The organism is Streptomyces sp. NPDC052036 (assembly GCF_040680495.1).
GTDB lineage: Bacteria > Actinomycetota > Actinomycetes > Streptomycetales > Streptomycetaceae > Streptomyces.
Genome location: NZ_JBFAWW010000002.1, coordinates 68,359 through 84,847, shown reverse-complemented (window position 1 = coordinate 84,847; position 16,489 = coordinate 68,359). Strand labels below are relative to the sequence as shown.

12 protein-coding genes and 1 pseudogene are annotated in these 16,489 nt (G+C 71.3%); 7 read left to right on the top strand and 6 right to left on the bottom strand.

The window, feature by feature from the left end; translation table 11 throughout:
• The first annotated feature begins 137 nt into the window (after positions 1–137).
• From AB0L95_RS04435 to AB0L95_RS04415, 5 genes are read left to right on the top strand one after another with little or no spacing between them, the layout of a single operon-like run.
• The gene (locus AB0L95_RS04435; RefSeq protein ID WP_365156763.1) at positions 138–1,649 is read left to right on the top strand and encodes a class I SAM-dependent DNA methyltransferase; all 1,512 of its coding nucleotides are present in this window, start codon (positions 138–140) and stop codon (positions 1,647–1,649) included.
• Positions 1,646–2,833 (top strand): restriction endonuclease subunit S, encoded by a 1,188-nt coding sequence (locus AB0L95_RS04430; RefSeq protein ID WP_365156760.1) that lies wholly within the window; start codon positions 1,646–1,648, stop codon positions 2,831–2,833. Before AB0L95_RS04435 ends, AB0L95_RS04430 begins: the two co-directional genes overlap by 4 nt.
• A 60-nt stretch (positions 2,834–2,893) precedes the next feature.
• Complete coding sequence (locus AB0L95_RS04425) at positions 2,894–6,472, top strand: DEAD/DEAH box helicase family protein (RefSeq protein ID WP_365156757.1); 3,579 nt, start codon at positions 2,894–2,896, stop codon at positions 6,470–6,472.
• A 43-nt stretch (positions 6,473–6,515) separates the two neighbouring features.
• Entirely contained in the window at positions 6,516–7,160 is a 645-nt protein-coding gene (locus tag AB0L95_RS04420) for a hypothetical protein (protein ID WP_365156754.1), read from the top strand.
• A 27-nt stretch (positions 7,161–7,187) separates the two neighbouring features.
• The gene (locus AB0L95_RS04415; RefSeq protein WP_365156751.1) at positions 7,188–8,267 is read left to right on the top strand and encodes a GNAT family N-acetyltransferase; all 1,080 of its coding nucleotides are present in this window, start codon (positions 7,188–7,190) and stop codon (positions 8,265–8,267) included.
• Here the strand turns inward: AB0L95_RS04415 and AB0L95_RS04410 are convergent.
• Together AB0L95_RS04410 and AB0L95_RS04405 are read right to left on the bottom strand one after the other, a co-directional pair.
• Complete coding sequence (locus tag AB0L95_RS04410; RefSeq protein WP_365156748.1) at positions 8,253–8,546, bottom strand: DUF4031 domain-containing protein; 294 nt, start codon at positions 8,544–8,546, stop codon at positions 8,253–8,255. The two genes, AB0L95_RS04415 and AB0L95_RS04410, sit on opposite strands and share 15 nt — an antisense overlap.
• A complete protein-coding gene (locus tag AB0L95_RS04405; RefSeq protein ID WP_365156746.1) occupies positions 8,543–8,926 on the bottom strand; it encodes a hypothetical protein in 384 nt (127 codons plus the stop codon). Before AB0L95_RS04405 ends, AB0L95_RS04410 begins: the two co-directional genes overlap by 4 nt.
• Before the next feature lie 57 nt (positions 8,927–8,983).
• Here AB0L95_RS04405 and AB0L95_RS04400 point away from each other — a divergent pair, with 57 nt between their 5' ends.
• Together AB0L95_RS04400 and murQ are read left to right on the top strand one after the other, a co-directional pair.
• Positions 8,984–9,922 carry a MurR/RpiR family transcriptional regulator gene (locus tag AB0L95_RS04400; protein WP_365156743.1) on the top strand — a complete coding sequence of 313 codons (939 nt, stop codon included), beginning with the start codon at positions 8,984–8,986 and terminating at the stop codon, positions 9,920–9,922.
• A gap of 52 nt (positions 9,923–9,974) precedes the next feature.
• A pseudogene (gene murQ, locus AB0L95_RS04395) lies at positions 9,975–10,917 on the top strand (N-acetylmuramic acid 6-phosphate etherase).
• A gap of 75 nt (positions 10,918–10,992) precedes the next feature.
• Here murQ and AB0L95_RS04390 read toward each other — a convergent pair.
• The 4 genes from AB0L95_RS04390 to AB0L95_RS04375 all read right to left on the bottom strand — a co-directional run bounded on the left by AB0L95_RS04390 (position 10,993) and on the right by AB0L95_RS04375 (position 16,359).
• Positions 10,993–11,625: a DedA family protein gene (locus tag AB0L95_RS04390; RefSeq protein WP_365156740.1), complete on the bottom strand. Its 633-nt coding sequence runs from the start codon at positions 11,623–11,625 to the stop codon at positions 10,993–10,995.
• Between the two features lie 140 nt (positions 11,626–11,765).
• Positions 11,766–13,316 carry a carboxylesterase family protein gene (locus AB0L95_RS04385; protein WP_365156737.1) on the bottom strand — a complete coding sequence of 517 codons (1,551 nt, stop codon included), beginning with the start codon at positions 13,314–13,316 and terminating at the stop codon, positions 11,766–11,768.
• Positions 13,317–13,501: 185 nt separating this feature from the next.
• On the bottom strand, positions 13,502–14,995 hold the full coding sequence (locus tag AB0L95_RS04380; protein WP_365156734.1) for an MFS transporter: 1,494 nt from the start codon (positions 14,993–14,995) through the stop codon (positions 13,502–13,504).
• Between the two features lie 236 nt (positions 14,996–15,231).
• On the bottom strand, positions 15,232–16,359 hold the full coding sequence (locus AB0L95_RS04375; protein WP_365156731.1) for an NADH:flavin oxidoreductase: 1,128 nt from the start codon (positions 16,357–16,359) through the stop codon (positions 15,232–15,234).
• Between the last annotated feature and the right edge of the window lie 130 nt (positions 16,360–16,489).

Here is a 16,489-nt window from a genome sequence, read left to right as displayed (position 1 = left end):
CCTGGAGCGACTACAGGTCTAGTCCAATCCAAGGGTACGACGAGGACCCACCACCGGGGAGACAGCCCGCCCCGCGCCCGCCCCCGGCTCCTCCGCACCAGCCGTCGCTGTCGGTGCCGGGCCGTAGGATCCTTCGTGTGATTACGGGCGAGCTGAAGAGCAAGGTGGACCGCGTCTGGGACGCGTTCTGGTCGGGCGGGATCTCCAACCCGCTGGAGGTGATGGAACAGATCACCTATCTGCTCTTCATCCGCCGTCTCGACGAGCTCCAGACGGTCAAGGACCGCATGGCCCGCCGCGGCATCCCGGACGCCGACCCCTTCTTCGGCCCCGACCGGCAGGACCTGCGCTGGCAGAACTTCAAGGACGACGAGCCGGCCCGGATGTACCACACGGTCGCCGACAAGGTCTTCCCCTATCTGCGCGCCCTGGGCGGCGAGGACTCGACGTACTCGCACCACATGAAGGACGCCCGCTTCACCATCCCGACCCCCAACCTGCTCTCCAAGGTCGTCCTCCTCCTGGAGGGCATCCCGATGCAGGACAAGGACACCAACGGCGACCTGTACGAGTACATGCTCGGCAAGATCGCCACCGCCGGACAGAACGGACAGTTCCGTACCCCCCGGCACATCATCCAGCTGATGGTCGAGATGACCGAGCCCCACCCCCGCGACGAGATCTGCGACCCCGCCTGCGGCACGGCCGGCTTCCTGGTCAACGCCTCCGACTACGTCCAACGCGTCCACCAGGACGACCTGTTCGAGGCCGACAACCAGCACCACTTCAACAACAGCATGTTCCACGGATTCGACTTCGACTCCACCATGCTGCGCATCGGCTCGATGAACATGCTGATGCACGACGTCGCCGCCCCCGACATCCGCTACCGCGACTCGCTCTCCCAGAGCGCGGGCGAGGAGACCGACCGCTACTCCCTGATCCTGGCGAACCCGCCCTTCGCCGGCAGCCTCGACTACGAGACGACCTCCTCGGACCTGCTGAAACTCGTCAAGACCAAGAAGACCGAGCTCCTCTTCCTCGCCCTCTTCCTCAAACTGCTCAAGCCCGGCGGCCGCGCCGCCGTCATCGTCCCCGACGGCGTCCTCTTCGGCTCGACCAAAGCGCACAAGGAACTGCGCCGCATGCTGGTCGAGGAGCAGAAACTCGACGCGGTGATCAAGCTCCCGTCCGGCGTCTTCAAGCCCTACGCGGGCGTCTCCACCGCCATCCTCTTCTTCACCAAGACGGACTCCGGCGGCACCGACGACGTCTGGTTCTACGACGTCCGCGCCGACGGCTTCAGCCTCGACGACAAGCGCACACCCCTCCTGCCGGAGGACCGTCTCGGCGCCCGCGCCACCGGCCTCACGGCCGAGGAACACGCCAAGAACAACCTCCCCGACGTCCTGGCCCGCTGGAAGCGCCGCACCACCGGCGAACGCGACCGCGCCCGCACCGACCAGAGCTTCCGCGTCCCCAAGGCCGACATCGCCGCCCAGGGCTACGACCTCTCCCTCAACCGCTACAAGGAGGTCGTCCACGAAGAGGTCGTCACCCGGTCCCCGCTGGAGATCCTCGCCGACCTCGAACGGCTCAACAAGGAGATCGACGCGGGCACCGCCAAGCTGAAGGAGATGCTGGCATGAGCGGGGCGCGGACCGTCCGGCTCGGCGACTGCGTGGACTTCCTGTCCGGATTCGCCTTCAAGTCCGGCCAGTTCAACACGGACGGGGACGGCATCCCGGTGATCCGGATCCGTGATGTGAAGCCCGGGCGCTCACGGACGTACTACAGCGGGACCTACGACCCCAAATACGTGATCTCCGACGGCGACTACGTCATCGGGATGGACGGCGAGTTCGCCCTCTCCCGGTGGCGCGGCGGCCGGGCCGTCCTCAATCAGCGGGTGTGCAGTCCGCGGCCGCTGTCCGAGGACATCGACCTGGCCTATCTGGCCCATTTCCTGCCCCCGGTGCTCAAGCGCATCGAGGACGCCACCCCCTTCGCGACGGTCAAGCACCTCTCCGTCAAGACGCTCCGGGACATCGAGCTGAACGTGCCGCCGCTGCCCGAGCAGCGCCGCGTCGTCGCCGTGCTGGAGCAGGTGGAGGAGCTGCGCGAGAAGCGCCGCCAGGCGATGGCCCTCCTCGACGACCTCGCGGAGTCCCTCTTCCTCGACATGTTCGGGGACCCGGCCTCCCCCGCCCCGCGGTTCCCCAGGGTCCCCCTGGAGGACGCCGTGTCCAGGCGCCTGCAGAACGGCGCCTACTTCCCGGCCGAGGCGTATGCCGAGGACGGCGTGGCCATGGTGCACATGAGCGACGCGTTCTACGGCACCGTCAGCGCCGAGGGGCTGAAGCGGGTGGCGTGCCAGGAGAAGGACACCGCCAAGTACGCGCTGACCGGGCACGACCTCCTGGTGGCCCGCCGCTCGCTCAACTACGAAGGGTCCGCCAAACCCTGCCGGGTCACCGAGTCGGCCGAGCCGCTCATCTTCGAGTCGTCGCTGATCCGCGTCACACCCGCGCCCGACCTGCTCACCACGCGGTATCTGTACGCCTATCTGTCCCATCAGCGGGTGCGCGCCGCGTACGTCTTCCCTCGGGTCACCGGGGCGACCATCACCGGCATCAGCCAGGAGAACCTGGCGAAGGTCCCCGTGCTCCTGCCGCCGCTCACAGAACAGCAGGCCTTCGAGCGCCGCCTCGATGAGATCGACCGGGCGAAGGCCGCACACCAAGCCCAACTGGGCTCCCTCGACGAACTCTTCGCCTCGATCCAGCCGCGTGCCTTCGCCGGCACCCTCTGGAAGCATGAACCCGCCGCGTAGACCCTGACGGGCCGCGCGGCACCGCACACAGCACCACTGGGGAGGGGGATCTGTTCCGTCATGGGCACAGAGCGACACACGGGCAGCCAGGGGCAGGGCAACGCACCGGAGGCACACGGAGCGAAGGACGCCCGGGACATCGCGGCCGCGCACGCCGTCGGGCAGCCCCGGAGCAACTTCCACTTCCTGCGCGCCGAGTGGCCCGCTCTCCATGACGAAGCCGTCCGTGCCGAGCGGCTCGCCCACGCCGACCCCCGCACGTCCTGCTTCTACGCCCGCCGGGTTCTCGAACTCGCCGTGCACTGGATGTACGACCACGACTCGGCGCTGCGGCCCCCGTACCGCAACGACCTGAGCGCGATGCTCAACGAGCCGAGCATGCGGAATCTGGTCGGGCCGGCGCTCAGCGCGAAGATGGATCTCGTCCGGCGCCAGGGCAACTACGCCGTGCACCGCCCCGCCCCCGTCCAGGCCAGGGACGCGGTGCGGACGGTCGCCGAGTTGTTCCACGTCTTCTACTGGTTCGCCCGCACCTACGCGCCCGATCCGGCCGCGGCCCCCGCCCCCGGCGTTCAGTTCGACAACCGGCGCATTCCGCGTCCCGTCCCCGCCGAGGTCCGGCTGCGGCGTCAGGCCGAGCTGAAGAAGCAGGCGGAGGAGGACCAGGCCCGCTGGGACGCGCAGGCCGAGGAGCTGACCGCGGAGCGCGCGAAGGGCGCCCGGCTCGCCGCCGAGGTGGCGGAGCTGCGCGCCCGGGCGACCGCGCTCCGCAAGGCCAACGAGGACCGCCCGGACACCCACGACTACGACGAGGCCGCCACCCGGGACCTGTTCATCGACCTCCTCCTCAAGGAGGCGGGCTGGGATCTCGCCGAGGACCGCGACCGGGAGTTCCCGGTCGAGGGCGAGCCCGGGGTGATCAGCACGTCCGGCAAGGGCTTTGCGGACTACGTCCTGTGGGGCGACGACGACCGGCCCCTGGCCGTTGTCGAAGCCAAACGAACCCGCGTCGACGCGCGCGCCGGCCGACAGCAGGCCAAGCTCTACGCCGACGCGCTCGAAGCCGCGTACCACCAGCGGCCGGTGATCTTCTACACCAACGGCTACGAGACCCACCTGTGGGACGAGGGCAACGGCTATCCGCCCCGCCGGGTCCAGGGCTTCCGCACCAAGGACGAGTTGCACTGGCTGATCCGCCAGCGGGCCGGCCGGCTCGCCCTGAAGTCGTCCAACGTCAACCAGGGCATCGCGGGCCGCCCTTACCAGCTGCACGCCATCCAGCGCGTCGGCGAGAGCTTCGAGAAGGAGCACCGCCGCCGCGCCCTGCTCGTAATGGCGACCGGCACCGGCAAGACCCGTACCACGGTCGCGTTCACCGAGCTGTTGCAGCGGGCGGGCTGGGCGCGGCGCATCCTCTTCCTGGCCGACCGCCAGGCGCTCGTCAACCAGGCCGTGCGCGCGTTCAAGGAGCACCTGCCGAACAGCGTGACGGTCAACCTCCTCACCGAGAGGAAGACCGAAGGCCATGTGTACGTCTCGACGTACCCGAAGATGATGAACCTGGTCGACGAGGTCACGGACGACGGCCGGCGCCGCTTCGGGCCGGGCTTCTTCGATCTGGTCGTCATCGACGAGGCCCATCGCTCGGTCTACAACAAGTACGGGGAACTCTTCGAGTACTTCGACGGCCTCCTGCTGGGACTGACGGCCACTCCCAAGGACGACGTCGACCACAACACCTACCGGCTGTTCCAGCTGGAGGACGGGGTCCCCACCGACTCCTACAGCCTGGACCAGGCCGCCGCCGAGGGCTTCCTGGTGAAGCCCAACGTCGTCGACGTCCCCTTCGACTCCCTGCGGCGCGGCTTCCGCTACGACGACCTCACCGAGGAGCAGAAGGAGGCCTGGGACAACCTGGAGTGGACCGAGGACGGTCAGGTCCCGGACACGGTCTCCGCGGACGAGGTCAACCGCTTCCTGTTCAACGCTCCGACCGTGGAAAAGGCGCTTGAGGTCCTGATGCGGCACGGACTGCGCGTCGAGGGCGGGGACCGGCTCGGCAAGACGATCGTCTTCGCCAAGAACAACAAGCACGCCCTCTTCATCGAGGAGTGCTACCACCTCCACTACCCGCAGGGCGCGGGGAACGACGCCCGGGTCATCACCTACCAGGAGAAGAACCCCCAGCAGCTCATCGACGACTTCTCCGACCCGGCCAAGGCCCCGGACATCGCCATCTCCGTCGACATGCTGGACACCGGTATCGACGTGCCCGAGGTGCTGAACCTCGTCCTGTTCAAGCCGGTGTACTCGCGGACCAAGTTCTGGCAGATGATCGGCCGCGGCACCCGTCTGCGCGAGAACATCCAGGGGCCCGGCCGTGACAAGGACGGTTTCCACGTCTTCGACCTCTGCGGCAACGCCGAGTTCTTCAACCAGGAACTCGACCGCGCCCCGGCCCGGCAGGCGCCGACGCTCACCGAGAAGCTCCTGCGGCGCCGGCTCGACCTCATCCGGACACTGGACCGCCGCCAGGCTCCCGATCCGGCGCAGGACGGCGGTCCGGACACGTTCGACACCGAGGCGACACTGCGCTGGGCGGCGGCACACCGGCTCCACGAGACCGTGCGGGGCATGAACCTCGACAATTTCCTCGTACGGCCGCACCGCCGTCATGTCGAGCTGTTCGGCGGTGACTTCACCGCCTGGCACCGCATCGACGACGACGCGGCCCACGCGCTGAGCGAGCATGTTCTCGGACTGCCGTCCGACTACCGGCCCGAGGGCGAGGACCAGGGCGAGGACGCCAAGCGCTTCGACCTTCTCGCCTACCGTCTCCAGCTCGCGGCCCTGGAGGGCGGCTCGGAGTACGCCCGTCTGCGCGGACAGCTGCGGGAGATCGCCGAGGACCTCCTCGGCAAGAGGACCATGATTCCCGCCGTCCGGGACGAGTCCGTCCTGCTGGAGTCCCTCACCGAGGACGCGTGGTGGCAGGACATCACCGTCCCGATGCTGGAGCATGTGCGCCGCCGGCTGCGCGGTCTGGCCCATCTGATCGAGGCACCGTCCGTCCGGAAGATCGTCTACACCGACATAGCGGAGGACCACGGGACGCTCTCGGAGGTCGAGTTGAAGGGGCTCCCCGTCGGCACGGACGAGGAGCGCTTCAAGCAGAAGGCCCGTGCCTACCTCCAGAACCACCGCGAACAGGAGGCCGTCCGCAAACTGCGCGAGAACGAGCAGATCACCGCCGAGGACCTGGCCGTGCTGGAAGGGATCTTCCTCGCCGAGGGCGTCGCCTCCGCCGAGGACCTGGAGCAGAAGCGGGCCGCCGAGGGCGGACTCGGGGTGTTCCTGCGCGGTGTCGGCGGCCTGGACAAGGCGGCCGCGCAGACGGCCTTCTCCGGCTTCGTCGCCGGCCGCGACCTCTCCGCCGGCCAGATCGATCTCGTCGGCCTGATGGTCCGGTACGTCGCGGCCAACGGCCTCATCGGCATCCGCGACCTGTACGAGAACGGCTTCTTCAGAAGCCGCGGAGTCATCGACAACCACTTCACCGACGACGAGATCGACGCCCTGGACGTCGTCTTCCGCACGCTGCGGTCCCGAGCGGTTCCCAAGACGGACCTCGCCGCCTGAGGCCCCGGTCGAACGACCGGGGCACCACGAGGACAATGGCGGCATGGCCGATCTCGAAGCCCTGCGCGCACGCTGGACCCGGGCCCTCGACGGAGCCCGGGGACCGGCCGGCGGCCCCGACCCCGCCCCGTACGCCGAGAACCTGCTCGCCCGCTGGCAGGAGCCGCAGCGCCGGTATCACACGCTCGCGCATCTCACCGCGGTCCTCGACCACGTCGACGTCCTGCAGCAGTACGCGGACGATCCGGACGTGGTGCGGCTGGCCGCCTGGTTCCACGACGCCGTCTATCTGCCCGACCGCTCCGAGAACGAGGAGCGCTCCGCCCGTCTCGCCGAACGCGCCCTGCCCGAGGCCGGGGTCGCCGAGGACCGGACGGCCGAGGTCGCCCGGCTGGTCCGGCTCACCGTCACCCACGACCCGGCCGACGACGACCGCGACGGCCAGGTGCTGTGCGACGCCGATCTCGCGATCCTCGCGGCGCCTCCGTCCGCGTACGCCGCCTACACCGCCGCCGTCCGCGAGGAGTACGGCTTCGTCCCGGGCGACGCCTTCCGCGCGGGCCGCTCCGCGATCCTGCGCGAACTCCTCGGCCTGCCCCGGCTGTTCCACACCCCGTACGGACAGGACCGGTGGGAGGCGACGGCCCGCTACAACATCGCCTCGGAGCTGGAAATGCTGTCGCCCTGAGGACCGGCGCTCTCCTAGCCTGCCCGCATGCGGAACATGGGCGGGGAACGGGTGGAAGAGGCCGTGGCGAGCTGCACGGGGCTGTTGCGGACGGCGACGGACCGGGACTGGGACGGGGTGAAGGCCGGACGGCTGGAGTGGAGCTGCCTGCGGACGGCGGAACACATCGCGAGCGATCTCATCGCCTACGCGGGGCAGTTGGCGGGCCGGGCACAGAACGCGTACGTGCCCTTCGACCTCACCCTCGACGAGGGCACCGGCGCGGCGGGCGCGCTGGACGTGATCGAGACGACCGGCGCCCTGCTCTCGGCGGCCGTCCGCACCACCCCGCCGGGGGTGCGCGCCTTCCACCCGTATCCCTTCCGCAGCGTGAACCGCGAGGGCTTCGCCGCGATGGGCATCACCGAAGTCCTGCTGCACACCCACGACATCGCCGCGGGCCTGGGGCTCGCGTACGAGCCGCCCGCCGAGCTGTGCGAGGACGTCCTGACCCGGATCTTCCCGCAGGTCGAGCCCGGACCGGAGCCCTGGCCCACCCTGTTGTGGGCCACCGGACGCGGTGACCTGCCCGGCCGGGCGCCGGTCACCGAGTGGCGCTGGCACAACACCCCGGTGGTCCCGGCGGAGCGCCTGACCCTGGAGGGCGTCACGCCCGCAGCGGCCCGTGATCTGTTCCTGGGCGGCGCCGGAGGGTTCGAGTGGATCGAGGGCGGGCCCTTTTACGGCACGCGGGAGGCCTCCGGGATGGTGGTGGCCGCGTACGAGAACGGGATGTACCGGCCGGAGTGGGGCCTGTACGTCCTCGTACGGAAGGAGGACGGCCGCGCGGTCGGCGGCATGGGCTTCCACGGCGCCCCGGACGAGGACGGACGTGCGGAGGTCGGCTACGCCCTGGCGGAGGCCGCCCGCGGCCACGGCTACGCGACCGAGGCCCTGCGCGCCCTGACGGCACGGGCGCTGGAGCGGGACGACGTCCGCGCCCTGCACGCGGTCGTGGACGAGGACAACCACGCCTCGCACGCGGTGGTCTCGCGCGCCGGGTTCCGGCGGGTGGGCACGACCGGCAAGGACGGCACGCAGGTGGCGTACGAGCTAGGGGGTGTCTGACAGGCGCGCCGCGGCGGCCGCCGGGCCCTTGCGCCGCCGTAGACCGGAGGCAAGCAACAGACGCACCACTTCACGGCTGTCCACCTCCACCGCGCCCGCCCGGACGGCGTCCGGGTAGCGGTGGGAGGGCAGGTCGTAGTGGTCGCGTTCGAAGGCCCGGCGCGGCACGCCCAGCCGCTCGGCGAACCGGTGCAGTTCGTCGTACGAGACGTCGCTGACCAGGTGCGACCACAGTCGGCCGTGGCCCGGCCAGGTGGGCGGGTCGATATAGACCGTCACGAGGACGACATCCCGCCCGTGGCCCTCCCCAGGAACCCCACCGCCGCGACCTTCACGCCCGCCTTCGGGCACACCCAGTGCGGATCGGCGCCGAGTTCGGGCTCGACGTCGAGGGCGTGCGGGTCGCCGGAGCCGCAGACGGGGCACAGCGGCCAGCGTCCGTACCGCTCCAGAAGGGCGTCCTGGACGTCCTGGGCGACGAGCCCGGCCACATAGTCCACGCCGTCCGGCCACTGTTCGACCCACCATCGCCGCTCGGCGACGGAGTTCTCGACGAGCGAGACGACATCCGCCTCGGCGACCTCGCCCGCGACCAGATCGGCGAGCACCAGGGCCCGAGCCGCGTGCAGGGCCTGCTCCAGGGGACTGATGGGATCCATGCCCCCATTGTGCGCAACTCTTGACCGGACGTCCGAACGGAAAATATCTTTCACATTGTGACCCAGCGCGTGAAGGAAACTTTCCACGGTTCATCGGGCCAGGACGCGCCGCCCGCTCCCGCCGCGCTCGCCGCCAAGGTGCGCACCCTGGCGCCCTCCATGACCCGGTCCATGCAGCGTGTCGCCGAGGCGGTCGCCGGTGACCCGGCGGGGTGCGCCGCGCTCACGGTCACCGGTCTCGCCGAGCGGACCGGCACCAGCGAGGCCACCGTGGTGCGTACGGCCCGCCTCCTCGGCTATCCCGGCTACCGGGACCTGCGCCTGGCCCTCGCGGGCCTCGCCGCCCAGCAGCAGTCGGGCCGTGCCCCGTCCGTCACCGCCGACATCGCGGTCGACGACCCGATCGCGGACGTCGTCGCGAAGCTCGCCTACGACGAGCAGCAGACCCTCGCCGACACGGCGGCCGGTCTCGACACCGTGCAGCTCGGCGCCGCCGTCGCCGCGCTCGCCGGCGCCCGCCGCATCGATGTGTACGGCATAGGGGCGTCCGGGCTCGTCGCCCAGGACCTCGTCCAGAAGCTGCTGCGGATAGGGCTCATAGCCCATGCGCACAGCGATCCGCACCTCGCGGTCACCAACGCCGTGCAGTTGCGCGCCAAGGACGTGGCGATCGCGATCACGCACTCCGGTTCCACCGGCGACGTCATCGAACCGCTGCGGGCGGCCTTCGAGCACGGGGCGACCACCGTCGCGGTCACCGGCCGTCCGGACGCGCCCGTCACGCAGTACGCGGACCACATCCTGACCACCTCCACCGCGCGCGAGAGCGAGCTGAGGCCGGCCGCGATGTCGTCCCGCACCAGCCAGCTCCTCGTCGTGGACTGCCTGTTCGTCGGCGTGGCACAGCGGACGTACGAGACCGCCGCACCGGCCCTGTCCGCCTCCTACGAGGCCCTGGCGCACCGTCACCACCCCCGCGGCGCAACGAAGCGATAGCTCTGCCCGTCCTCCCCCCAGAGCAGTGCCGCACCGGAAAGAGCCGCGCCCGATGACCTCCTCGTCCCACCCGCGTGATCTGCGAGCCGAGCTGGAGTCCCTGACCACCGAGGCGTTCCGCCCCGAGCTGGCCGAGATCGACCGGCTGCCGACCCTCCGGATCGCGCAGATCATGAACGGCGAGGACGCGACCGTGCCGGCCGCGGTCGCCGCGCGGCTGCCTCAGATCGCCGCCGCGATCGACGCCGTCGCCGAACGGATGGCCCGGGGCGGCCGGCTGGTGTACGCGGGCGCGGGCACGGCCGGACGGCTCGGCGTCCTCGACGCCTCCGAGTGCCCGCCGACCTTCAACACGGACCCCTCGCAGGTGGTGGGGCTGATCGCGGGCGGCCCCGGCGCGATGGTGACGTCGGTGGAGGGCGCGGAGGACTCCCGGAAGCTGGCGGCCCAGGACCTCGACGCACTGGGGCTGACGGCCCGTGACACGGTGGTCGGCATCTCGGCCTCGGGGCGCACGCCGTACGCACTCGGCGCGGTGGAGCACGCCCGGGCGGCCGGCGCCCTCACGGTCGGCCTGTCCTGCAACGCGGACAGTCCCCTCGCAGCGGCCGCCGACCACGGCATCGAGATCGTGGTCGGCCCCGAACTGCTGACCGGCTCGACCCGGCTGAAGGCGGGCACCGCGCAGAAGCTGGTCCTCAACATGCTCTCGACGATCACGATGATCCGGCTGGGCAAGACGTACGGGAACCTGATGGTCGATGTGCGGGCCTCCAACGACAAGCTGCGCGCCCGCTCCCGGCGCATCGTGGCGCTGGCGACGGGCGACGGGCGCGGACGACGAGGAGATCGAACGCGCCCTCGCGGCCACGGACGGCGAGGTCAAGAACGCGATCCTGACCCTCCTCGGCGCGGTGGACGGTCCGACGGCGGCCCGGCTCCTCGCCGAGAGCGACGGCCGTCTGCGCACGGCGCTGGAGAAGGCGGCGGACTGACCGGACGCGGGCGATCCCGCTCGGGTTCACGGGGCCGCGGCTGCCGGGATCTCCACGTCATCCGTGGTCCCCGCGCTACCGCTCGGTCCGGTTCTTGCGGCGGCGGTGCAGACGGCGGCCGACGAGCAGCACGACAAGGACGGCCAGCGCGATGAACAGGTACAGCTCAAAGCGGCTGATCGCCGGGTACAGCGTCTCCAGATGAGATCCGGCGAGGGCGCCGAACGTGACCCACACACCGACCCACAGGGCGGCGCCGAGCGCGTTGAACAGCAGAAAACGCCGCCAGGGCATCTTGGCCAGCCCGGCGATGATGCCGTTCGCCTGGCGCAGCCCGTCGATGAACCGGGCCACGGTGACGACCTTGCCGCCGTGCCGGGTGAAGAAGGCCTCCGCCTTGGCGACCCGGGCCGGGGTGAGCAGGACGTAGCGGCCGTAGCGCTCCACCACCCGGTGGCCGCCGAAGTGGCCGATCGCATAGCCGACGTTGTCGCCGACGACCGCGGCGAGGAAGGCGATGACGGCCACCAGGATCAGGTTCAGCCGCCCCGTGCCCGCATACACGGCGGCCACGATCAGGATCGTCTCGCCGGGGACGGGCACGCCGAAGTCCTCCAGGAACACCAGGCCGACGACGGCCGGATAGCCCCAGTGGTCCAGGACCGGCGCGACATCGGCGAGGACTCCGGGGAGCGGGGGCTGGGTCATCGGCGGTCTCCGGGCGGCTGGGCTTCGGCGGTCGGCACCGGCTTCCATGGTCCGTCACGCGGGGGCCGAGCGGGACACTGCCTCGCCCGGCCGCCGTACCGGTCTCGTTCCGGTACGGCGTCACCGGCGGAGGTCCCGTCTCACCCGAGCAGCGGCAGCTCGGAGAACTCGTGGCCCTCCCAGATGCGCCGCGACCGCTCCTCCGGGTACGCCGTGACCGTCGGCCGGGCGTCGAGGATCTGCACCTGCCGTCGCCCGGTGTCGTAGGCCGGCCAGCCCGGGTCGCCGGTCCGGGCGAACGCCGTCCAGGACGCGCGGAAGCGGGCCGAGAGCGCCTCGGCCTCCGGTGTGGGGTCCGCGCCCGCGAACAGCAGGGTGCCGAGGTCGGCGGTGAACGTGCCGAACACCAGCGGGATGTCCAGGCCGTGGCAGGCGCGCAGCACTCCCCCGCTGCCCGGGGCCGGCCAGGTCAGTTCATACGCGTACGCCCGCCCGCCGCCCGCCGCCTGCGCCTCGGCCAGATGCAGCGTGGGCATGCGGAAGAGCCAGTCGGACTGGATCCGCTCGTACATCTCGTCGGCCGTGGCGTCCGGGTACGCGTCCCGGTAGGCGCGCTCGCCGTCCGGGCCGGGCGCGAGCAGCCGCAGGGCCGCCGTCACCTGCTCGTCGGTGATCTTCCCGAGCATTCCGCCGAGGACCAGGAACAGCTGGAACTCCTCCCGGTTGTGCCCGGTGACCAGATCGATGTCCCGGCCCGCGCCCGACGCCAGCGCCCGCCAGGGCGTGGTGGGCAGCACCTCGCCGTCGACGACCGGGGAGAAGGGGGTCGCGGTGGGGGCGGCCTTCCCCCAGCGGTCCTGGTACTGGGCCATCTTGGCGCCCAGCGCCTCCCCCGCGTCGGTCAGCCGGCGGGGGTCCACGGCCGCCAGGGCGGGGGCCGTCGGGGACAGCCCTGCCTCCGCGGCGAGAGCGGTCGCGATGTCCCTGGCCAGTTCGTCCGAGAAGTAGGTGCCCGGCACGCTCTGGGCGATCGCCCGACGGAACAGTCCGGCCGCGCGGGGCATGGCCAGCAGCGCGGCGACCGAGCCGGCGCCGGCCGACTCGCCGAAGGCGGTGACCCGGTCGGGGTCGCCGCCGAACGCCGTGATGTTGTCCCTCACCCATTCCAGGGCCGCGACCTGGTCCAGCAGGCCGCGGTTGGCGGGAGCGCCGTCGATACGGGCGAACCCCTCCATGCCGACGCGGTAGTTGAAGGTGACGACGACGAGGTCGCCGTCCCGAGCGAGGTGCCGGGCGTCGTAGCCGGGGCTGCCGGCGTGGCCGACCTTGTAGGCGCCGCCGTAGATCCACACCATGACGGGGCGGTGTGCGGCCGGATCGGGTTCCGGTGTCCAGACGTTGACGGTCAGCCAGTCGTCGCCGAGCGCGGCGTCCACCGGCCGGGCACGGCCCTGGATCCCGGCCTCCTGCGGGGGCGGCGGGCCGAACGCGTACGCCTCGCGGGTGCCGTCCCAGGCGCGCACCGGCCGTGGCGCCGCGAAGCGCCCCTCGCCCACCGGCGGCTCGGCGAACGGGACGCCGCGGAAGACCGCGAGTCCGTCCTCCCGGCGCCCGCGGACGGCACCGGCGGCGGTGCGCACCACGGGGGCGGACGGGTCGGCGCCCGGGACGAGGAGCCCGGATGACGTCATCGATGACCTCCACTGCTCGATCGGGAGAAGCGGCGCACGGCGCGCCCGCTCCCGTAACGAACGGCGCGCGGCGGGTGATCCCGCCGGAGCGGGACCGTGTCCGCCGCGCACGTCACGGTCGCCGGACCCTGAGAGCTGCGAACACAATGGGCGCCCGGCTCGCGCTCCCATTGTGTTCGCAGCTCTTATGCCTTGCTCCCGGACACCTCGTCCGCCGGCTCCTGCTCGCCCGCTGCCGCGGCGGCCGGCCCCTGCTCGTCGGGCGTGCCCCGGCGCGGGATGAAGGACGCCACGACGAAGGCGAGGAGAGCGGCGCCCGCGCCGATGGCCAGAACGGTCTTGAAGCCGCTCTCCGACGGGAGGGTGACGGGCCCCAGGGTCGTGGTCATCTGGGCCAGGATGACACCGGCCACCGCGCTCGCGGTGGACGTGCCGATGGAGCGCATCAGGGTGTTGAGGCTGTTGGCGGACCCGGTCTCGGAGGCGGGCACGGCCCCCATGATGAGGGCGGGCATGGCGCCGTAGGTGAAGCCGATGCCGGCGCCGATGACACAGGAGACCAGCACGAAGTGCCAGACCTGGTCCATCAGCGCGATGTTGATGCCGTAGCCGGCGGCCACGATCAGCGCGCCGATCATCAGAGTCGTCTTCGGACCCTTGGCGCGCGAGACGGCGGCCGACACCGGAGCCGTCGCCATCATCACCAGGCCGGAGGGCGCCATGACCAGACCGGCCGTCAGCAGGGACTTGCCGAGGCCGTAGCCCGTGGCCGCGGGCAGTTGCAGCAGCTGCGGGATGACGAGGGACATCGCGAACATGCCGAAGCCGAGCGCCACCGAGGCGAGGTTGGTGACCAGCACCTGCCGGCGGGCGGTGGTACGCAGGTCCACCAGCGGCTCCGCCACGCGCAGTTCGAAGACGCCCCACACCAGCAGGATCAGGACGGCCGCCGCGAACAGGCCGAGGGTGGTGCCACCGGCCCAGCCCCAGTCGGCGCCCTTGGAGACCGCCAGCAGAAGGCACATCAGTCCGGCCGCCATGCCGAGCGCGCCGAGCGCGTCGAACCGGCCGCCGCTGCGCACCGCCGACTCCGGGACAAGGGCCGCGACGAGGACGGCGGCGACCGCACCGAGCGCGGCAGAGGTCCAGAACAGCATGTGCCAGTCGAAGTTCTCGGCGATGACCGCGGCGGCGGGCAGGCCGAGGGCGCCGCCGACACCGAGCGAGGCGCTCATCATCGCGGTCGCCGAACCCAGCCGCTCGGCGGGCAGTTCGTCGCGCATGATGCTGATGCCGAGCGGGATGACACCGGAGGCGAGGCCCTGGAGGGCGCGGCCCACGATCACCGGCGTCAGGGCGTCGCTGAGAGCGACGGTGACCGAGCCGACGACCAGCATCGACAGCCCGGTCAGCAGCATGCGGCGCTTGCCGTACATGTCTCCGAGGCGGCCCATCACCGGGGTGGCGACGGCGGCGGCGAGCAGGGTCGCGGTGACGGCCCAGGCGGTGTCCGAGGAGGAGGCGCCCAGGAGCTTCGGCAGCTCGGGGACGATCGGGATCACCAGGGTCTGCATCAGCGAGACCACGATGCCTCCGAAGGCGAGCACCGCGACCAGGACGTTCGATCTCGGCGCCGCGGACGGCCCGGCCTCGGCGGGCCGGGCGAGTGCGTCGGACATGAAGAGTGCCTCCGTCGGAGTGCAGGCGTGCTTGACTCAGGCAACCTTAAGTCGGTTGATTGACTTAAGCAAGGTAAATCGCCCACGGAAGCACCCTACGAAATCGAGACAGGCGCGGGGCCGATTGAAGGCGAGCCAGGCGCCCGAGAGGGACAGCGACCCCGAGGGGGAACCTGGTACGACGGCCGGCACGGCCCCGCGCTCGCTCGAGGCGCGGGGGCCGCCCGGGGCACCGATCAGTACAGGGTCTGCACCGCTGCCGCGTCGTACGACGTCAGCTCGTCGAACCGGCCCGCCAGGACCTTCGCCGCCCACTCGGGGTCCTGGAGCAGGGCGCGGCCCACCGCGACCATGTCGAACTCGTCCGCCTCCAGGCGGTCCAGGAGGTTGTCGATGGCCTTGACCGGGGCGCCCTCGCCCTGGAAGCCGCTGATGAAATCGCCGTCCAGACCCACCGAGCCGACGGTGATGACCTGCTTGCCCGTGAGCTTCTTGGTCCAGCCCGCCAGGTTGAGGTCCGAACCGTCGAACTCCGGCAGCCAGTAGCGGCGGGTGGAGGCGTGGAAGACGTCGACACCGGCCGCGGCCAGCGGGGTCAGGATCGCCTCCAGCTCCTCGGGGGTCTCCGCGAGCCGGGCGTCGTAGGCGTCCTGCTTCCACTGCGAGTAGCGGAAAATGACCGGGAACTCCGCCGAGACCGTCTCCCGTACGGCGGCCACGATCTCCGCCCCGAACTTCGTGCGGGCCACCGCGTCGCCGCCGTAGGCGTCGGAACGGCGGTTGGTGCCCTCCCACAGGAACTGGTCGACGAGGTAGCCGTGGGCGCCGTGGATCTCCACACCGTCGAAGCCGATGCGCTCGGCGTCGGCCGCGGCCTGCGCGAACGCGCCGATCACGGCGTCCAGGTCGGCCCGGTCCATGGTCTTGCCGGTGGCCTCGGTGGCGCCGATGCGCAGACCCGAGGGGCCGACGGCGGGGGCGTCGGCGAACGGCGGCCGGCCCTCCTCGCGGACCATGCCGACGTGCCACAACTGCGGGACGATCGTGCCGCCTGCCGCGTGCACCGCCTCGGCGACCTTCGCCCAGCCCGCGAGCTGCTCCTCGCCGTGGAAGCGCGGCACCCGGCTGCTCTGACCCGCCGACGCGTGGCCCACATACGTGCCCTCGGTGACGATCAGACCGACACCGGCGGCCGCCCGGCGGGCGTAGTACGCCGACACGTCCTCGCCGGGAACGCCGTCCGTGGAGAACATACGGGTCATCGGGGCCATCGCGATCCGGTTCGGGACCGTGAGGCCGTTGAGGGTGATCGGCCGGGACAGGATCCGGGCCGCGCGGGAGGCGGGAGACGGGGCGACGGTCACGTGGGCTCCTCGTGGTGGCTCTGCTAACCGGGTGGTATGTGCACGCGCATTGTTGCACCTCATAAAGCAAACGCCGATTGCAGTACCCCGTATTCCGCACCCCGGCGCACCACGGGCGTGACCCCGGACA

Excerpts from the sequence above, each read along its gene's own strand:
- AB0L95_RS04430 (WP_365156760.1), top strand. The coding sequence starts at position 1,646 with ATGAGCGGGGCGCGGACCGTCCGGCTCGGCGACTGCGTGGACTTCCTG.
- AB0L95_RS04425 (WP_365156757.1), top strand. The coding sequence starts at position 2,894 with ATGGGCACAGAGCGACACACGGGCAGCCAGGGGCAGGGCAACGCACCG.
- AB0L95_RS04420 (WP_365156754.1), top strand. The coding sequence starts at position 6,516 with ATGGCCGATCTCGAAGCCCTGCGCGCACGCTGGACCCGGGCCCTCGAC.
- AB0L95_RS04415 (WP_365156751.1), top strand. The coding sequence starts at position 7,188 with ATGCGGAACATGGGCGGGGAACGGGTGGAAGAGGCCGTGGCGAGCTGC.
- AB0L95_RS04405 (WP_365156746.1), bottom strand. The coding sequence starts at position 8,926 with ATGGATCCCATCAGTCCCCTGGAGCAGGCCCTGCACGCGGCTCGGGCC.
- AB0L95_RS04390 (WP_365156740.1), bottom strand. The coding sequence starts at position 11,625 with ATGACCCAGCCCCCGCTCCCCGGAGTCCTCGCCGATGTCGCGCCGGTC.
- AB0L95_RS04385 (WP_365156737.1), bottom strand. The coding sequence starts at position 13,316 with ATGACGTCATCCGGGCTCCTCGTCCCGGGCGCCGACCCGTCCGCCCCC.
- AB0L95_RS04380 (WP_365156734.1), bottom strand. The coding sequence starts at position 14,995 with ATGTCCGACGCACTCGCCCGGCCCGCCGAGGCCGGGCCGTCCGCGGCG.